Source organism: Actinoplanes sp. NPDC051388 (genome assembly GCF_055586225.1).
On the sequence record NZ_JBVJIP010000043.1, the window covers coordinates 1 to 5214 of the forward strand.

At 57.0% G+C, this 5214-nt stretch carries 2 rRNA genes; both read left to right on the top strand.

What is annotated here, in order from left to right:
* The first annotated feature begins 146 nt into the window (after window positions 1–146).
* Window positions 147–1664 (top strand): 16S ribosomal RNA (locus ACZ6TI_RS48090).
* 421 nt (window positions 1665–2085) lie between these two features.
* Window positions 2086–5214 (top strand): 23S ribosomal RNA (locus ACZ6TI_RS48095).
* Together the 16S and 23S rRNA genes form the textbook arrangement of a ribosomal RNA operon.

A 5214-nucleotide genomic window follows, 5' to 3' on the forward strand; every position in this document is an offset into this window, starting at 1 on the left:
GGTGTGTGGTTGTTCTTTGAGAACTCAACAGGGTGCTAGATAAGCCAGTGCCAATTAGTTATACCCCGGCCAGGGCGTTTTTGTTCTGGTTGTGGATTCCTTTGGCAACAATTTGGTTTGTTGCCGGGACATTTTTTCCACGGATTTTGTTGGAGAGTTTGATCCTGGCTCAGGACGAACGCTGGCGGCGTGCTTAACACATGCAAGTCGAGCGGAAAGGCCCTTCGGGGTACTCGAGCGGCGAACGGGTGAGTAACACGTGAGTAACCTGCCCTGGACTTTGGGATAACCCTCGGAAACGGGGGCTAATACCGGATACGACATGAGCCTGCATGGGTTTGTGTGGAAAGTTTTTCGGTCTGGGATGGGCTCGCGGCCTATCAGCTTGTTGGTGGGGTGATGGCCTACCAAGGCGACGACGGGTAGCCGGCCTGAGAGGGCGACCGGCCACACTGGGACTGAGACACGGCCCAGACTCCTACGGGAGGCAGCAGTGGGGAATATTGCACAATGGGCGGAAGCCTGATGCAGCGACGCCGCGTGAGGGATGACGGCTTTCGGGTTGTAAACCTCTTTCAGCAGGGACGAAGCGTAAGTGACGGTACCTGCAGAAGAAGCGCCGGCCAACTACGTGCCAGCAGCCGCGGTAAGACGTAGGGCGCGAGCGTTGTCCGGATTTATTGGGCGTAAAGAGCTCGTAGGCGGCTTGTCGCGTCGACTGTGAAATCCCGCGGCTCAACTGCGGGCTTGCAGCCGATACGGGCAGGCTAGAGTTCGGTAGGGGAGACTGGAATTCCTGGTGTAGCGGTGAAATGCGCAGATATCAGGAGGAACACCGGTGGCGAAGGCGGGTCTCTGGGCCGATACTGACGCTGAGGAGCGAAAGCGTGGGGAGCGAACAGGATTAGATACCCTGGTAGTCCACGCTGTAAACGTTGGGCGCTAGGTGTGGGGGGCCTCTCCGGTTCTCTGTGCCGCAGCTAACGCATTAAGCGCCCCGCCTGGGGAGTACGGCCGCAAGGCTAAAACTCAAAGGAATTGACGGGGGCCCGCACAAGCGGCGGAGCATGCGGATTAATTCGATGCAACGCGAAGAACCTTACCTGGGTTTGACATCGCCGGAAATCTCGCAGAGATGCGGGGTCCTTCGGGGCCGGTGACAGGTGGTGCATGGCTGTCGTCAGCTCGTGTCGTGAGATGTTGGGTTAAGTCCCGCAACGAGCGCAACCCTCGTTCGATGTTGCCAGCGCGTTATGGCGGGGACTCATCGAAGACTGCCGGGGTCAACTCGGAGGAAGGTGGGGATGACGTCAAGTCATCATGCCCCTTATGTCCAGGGCTTCACGCATGCTACAATGGCCGGTACAAAGGGTTGCGATGCCGTGAGGTGGAGCGAATCCCAAAAAGCCGGTCTCAGTTCGGATCGGGGTCTGCAACTCGACCCCGTGAAGTCGGAGTCGCTAGTAATCGCAGATCAGCAACGCTGCGGTGAATACGTTCCCGGGCCTTGTACACACCGCCCGTCACGTCACGAAAGTCGGCAACACCCGAAGCCCATGGCCTAACCCCGTAAGGGGAGGGAGTGGTCGAAGGTGGGGCTGGCGATTGGGACGAAGTCGTAACAAGGTAGCCGTACCGGAAGGTGCGGCTGGATCACCTCCTTTCTAAGGAGCAACTCGCTGCCGAAAGGTAGCCAGTAGCCCGCAACCCCCAAGAGTGTGGGGTTGGGGTGCTCATAGGCGGAGACACTGGCCAGTTCGAACCGGCAACGGCCGGCCCACTTAGTACAACCCTCTGGGGTGTGGAACGGGGTGGTCGGTGCGGCTGGGGAGGGCGAACAAAGACAGCACCCTGTTGGGTCCTGAAAGAACAACCATGCCGGCGTGAGCTGGTGGCCTGGGGCGGGAGCCTTGGGTGGTTGTTTTTTTGGAGCCGCCAAGCATGACTTGGCCTTTCATACCGTTTCAGAGAGCCGGCGCCGTAATGGGTGGCTGTGTTCCTGGGGGTCTGGTGTTGGGCGGATCGGGTTGTGGGTTGGTTGTTGGTTGAGAATTGCACAGTGGACGCGAGCATCTTGTTTTTTGTGGTTAAGTTGTCAAGGGCGAACGGTGGATGCCTTGGTACCAGGAGCCGATGAAGGACGTGGGAGGCCGCGATAGGCCTGGGGGAGCTGTCAACCTAGCTGTGATCCCAGGGTGTCCGAATGGGGAAACCTAATACCAGTCATGTGGTATTACCTGCATCTGAATTCATAGGGTGTATGGGGGGAACGCGGGGAAGTGAAACATCTCAGTACCCGTAGGAAGAGAAAACAATAGTGATTCCGTGAGTAGTGGCGAGCGAAAGCGGATGTAGCCTAAACCGTGTGCGTGTGATACTTGTCAGGGGTTGCGTATGCGGGGTTGTGAGACCCACTTTCCATGTCTGACAGTGTGGAGAAGAGTTACAAAATCGCTGGTTAGTTGAATGGTGTGGGAAAGCTAACCGTAGAGGGTGAGAGTCCCGTAGACGAAAATCAGTGATCTCTTTGTGGTGTTCTCGAGTAGCAGTGGACTCCTGTAATCTGCTGTGAATCTGCCAGGACCACCTGGTAAGGCTGAATACTTCCTGGTGACCGATAGCGGACGAGTACCGTGAGGGAATGGTGAAAAGTACCCCGGGAGGGGAGTGAAATAGTACCTGAAACCGTTCGCCTACAATCCGTCAGAGCCTTATGCCGTCTTTGGATGGTGGGGGTGATGGCGTGCCTTTTGAAGAATGAGCCTGCGAGTTAGTGGCATGTGGCGAGGTTAACCCGGGTGGGGTAGCCGTAGCGAAAGCGAGTCTGAATAGGGCGTTTTTAGTCGCATGTTCTAGACCCGAAGCGGGGTGATCTAGCCATGGGCAGGTTGAAGCGTGGGTAAGACTGCGTGGAGGACCGAACCCACCAACGTTGAAAAGTTGGGGGATGACCTGTGGTTAGGGGTGAAAGGCCAATCAAACTCCGTGATAGCTGGTTCTCCCCGAAATGCATTTAGGTGCAGCGTCGTGTGTTTCTTGCCGGAGGTAGAGCACTGGATGGTCTAGGGGGCCTACAAGCTTACCGAAATCAGCCAAACTCCGAATGCCGGTAAGTGAGAGCGCGGCAGTGAGACTGCGGGGGATAAGCTTCGTAGTCGAGAGGGAAACAGCCCAGATCACCAGCTAAGGCCCCTAAGCGTGTGCTAAGTGGAAAAGGATGTGGGTTCGCATGGACAACCAGGAGGTTGGCTTAGAAGCAGCCATCCTTTAAAGAGTGCGTAATAGCTCACTGGTCAAGTGGGTCCGCGCCGACAATGTAGCGGGGCTCAAGTACACCGCCGAAGCTGTGGCACTCACACATGAACTTCGCGCTGGCCTTCGTGGTTGGTGTGCAGGTGTGTGGGTGGGTAGGGGAGCGTCGTGTGGCGAGGGAAGCGGCGGAGTGATCCAGCCGTGGACGCCACACGAGTGAGAATGCAGGCATGAGTAGCGAATGAAGGGTGAGAAACCCTTCCGCCGGATGACCAAGGGTTCCAGGGCCAGGCTAATCCGCCCTGGGTGAGTCGGGGCCTAAGGCGAGGCCGAGAGGCGTAGTCGATGGATAACGGGTTGATATTCCCGTACCCGCGTAGGAGCGCCCAAGACGAACCTCCTTGTACTAACCACGCGATGTGCCGGCGACCTTCGGGTTTATGGTGCGGAGTCTGGGATCTTGAGGGGTAGTAGTTTAGCGATGGGGTGACGCAGGAAGGTAGCTGATCCCGGCCGGTGGTTGTGCCGGGGTAAGCGTGTAGCCCGTGCCATAGGTAAATCCGTGGTGCATGGAGGGTGAGACGTGATGCCGAGCCGTATCAGGTGAAGTCAGTGATCCTATGCTGCCGAGAAAAGCCTCTAGCGATGTTCCGAGCGGCCCGTACCCCAAACCGACACAGGTGGTCAGGTAGAGAATACCGAGGCGACGGGCGAACTGTGGTTAAGGAACTCGGCAAATTGCCCCCGTAACTTAGGGAGAAGGGGGGCCGGACACGTGAAGCCCCTTTGCGGGTGGAGCGTGGTATGGCCGCAGAGAGCAGGGGGAAGCGACTGTTTACTAAAAACACAGGTCCATGCCAAGTCGTAAGACGATGTATATGGACTGACGCCTGCCCGGTGCTGGAACGTTAAGGGGACCTGTCAGCCTGCAAGGGCGAAGCGGAGAACTTAAGCGCCAGTAAACGGCGGTGGTAACTATAACCATCCTAAGGTAGCGAAATTCCTTGTCGGGTAAGTTCCGACCTGCACGAATGGCGTAACGACTTCCCCACTGTCTCAACCACAGGCCCGGCGAAATTGCACTACGAGTAAAGATGCTCGTTACGCGCGGCAGGACGGAAAGACCCCGGGACCTTTACTACAGCTTGACATTGGTATCTGAATGTAATTGTGTAGGATAGGTGGGAGCCTGTGAAACTCGGACGCCAGTTCGGGTGGAGGCAATCTTGAAATACCACTCTGTTGGATTTGGGTATCTAACTTCGGGCCCTGATCGGGTCCAGGGACAGTGTCTGGTGGGTAGTTTAACTGGGGCGGTTGCCTCCTAAAAGGTAACGGAGGCGCCCAAAGGTTCCCTCAGCCTGGTTGGCAATCAGGTGTTGAGTGTAAGTACATAAGGGAGCTTGACTGTGAGACTGACGGGTCGAGCAGGGACGAAAGTCGGGACTAGTGATCCGGCACTTGCGAGTGGAAGCGGTGTCGCTCAACGGATAAAAGGTACCCCGGGGATAACAGGCTGATCTTCCCCAAGAGTCCATATCGACGGGATGGTTTGGCACCTCGATGTCGGCTCGTCGCATCCTGGGGCTGTAGCAGGTCCCAAGGGTTGGGCTGTTCGCCCATTAAAGCGGTACGCGAGCTGGGTTTAGAACGTCGTGAGACAGTTCGGTCCCTATCCGCCGTGCGCGTTGGATACTTGAGAAGGGCTGTCCCTAGTACGAGAGGACCGGGACGGACGAACCTCTGGTGTGCCAGTTGTCCCGCCAGGGGCACGGCTGGTTAGCTACGTTCGGAAGGGATAACCGCTGAAAGCATCTAAGCGGGAAGCCTGCTTCGAGATGAGGTATCCCACCACCTTGAGTGGGTAAGGCTCCCAGCTAGACTACTGGGTTGATAGGCCGGAAATGTAAGCACGGTAACGTGTTCAGTTGACCGGTACTAATAAGCCGAGGGCTTAACCAC